Genomic DNA, 889 nt, shown 5'->3' with positions numbered 1-889 from the left:
TGATCGCCATCAGGCAGCGCTGACTCAACAGCCATACAAGCGTCGAACAACTCTTCACCGACAATGATGCGCTTGGGCGAAACCAAACGAATACTATGTTCAAGAACATTGCCTCGCTGCGATGTATTGATCAGTGCAGCAATTGCCCCCAACTTCGCTAACGCCACAACGCATAGTAATAACTCAACACGATTTTCCATCATGACGACAATCGTATCGCCCTTTACCGTCCCTGTGCCCTCTAGATAATGCGCAATTTGATTAGCTTTGCGATTGAAGTCGCTATAACTCAAAGACTGCCCTTCAAACATCACCGCGATATTGTCTGGAAACTTTGACGCTACCAGCTCAAAGCACGAAGCTAAATTATTAACGGGATTCTTACGCTGCTGCGCGACACGATATAAACCGCGTAATTTCTTTGGAAGGCCTCTAAAAAGCTCAGGAGAACGAACGATAAGATCACGTGCGCTTAAAGCACGCTGATTGGCTATTTGAGTCATAAAGATTCTTATTTTTGTTAGATATCGGTAGTTTTATTTTGCAGCAAACGCGTCGAGGTATTTATGCACTTCCTGCTCAATTCGTGTTTTAAACGGTCGCAAAACAAAACTAAGCTCTAAAGTTAACGCGATACTATCCGAAGCGCAGTGAATTTCACCTTTCGCACCAGATCCTTTAAACGCAAGCGTCTCACCTTGCCAACCGTATTTGAGCCCAAACTTTTCAGTTAGATCTTCCGCTAAACTTTCCGCTTCTTGCTTTGCAGCGTCTAGTCCTCGGTTATGCGTTCTTTCGATGCGAATTGCGCTCATCAAAAAATCCTACTGCTGATTAGTTTTACAATTTGGCAAGTCTAACCGATATTGCACAAACCCAGAACAATCTA

The 889-nt window shown here is 44.0% G+C and carries 2 protein-coding genes; both read right to left on the bottom strand.

Annotation, left to right across the window (positions count from 1 at the left end; genetic code table 11):
* Positions 1 to 503 (bottom strand): AMP-binding protein (locus A3762_RS02450; RefSeq protein ID WP_156493152.1); only part of this gene is annotated, 503 nt, incomplete at its 3' end.
* A gap of 33 nt (positions 504 to 536) precedes the next feature.
* Positions 537 to 815 (bottom strand): polyhydroxyalkanoic acid system family protein, encoded by a 279-nt coding sequence (locus A3762_RS02445; protein ID WP_068479568.1) that lies wholly within the window; start codon positions 813 to 815, stop codon positions 537 to 539.
* Between the last annotated feature and the right edge of the window lie 74 nt (positions 816 to 889).

The sequence above is a fragment of the Oleiphilus sp. HI0125 genome (genome assembly GCF_001635355.1).
Note: the sequence above shows the minus strand (reverse complement) of the source record. Positions and strands in the feature narration are given on the sequence as shown.

What these genes read in the sequence shown, in the direction of transcription:
- A3762_RS02445 (WP_068479568.1), bottom strand. Translation starts at nt 815, where the DNA reads ATGAGCGCAATTCGCATCGAAAGAACGCATAACCGAGGACTAGACGCT.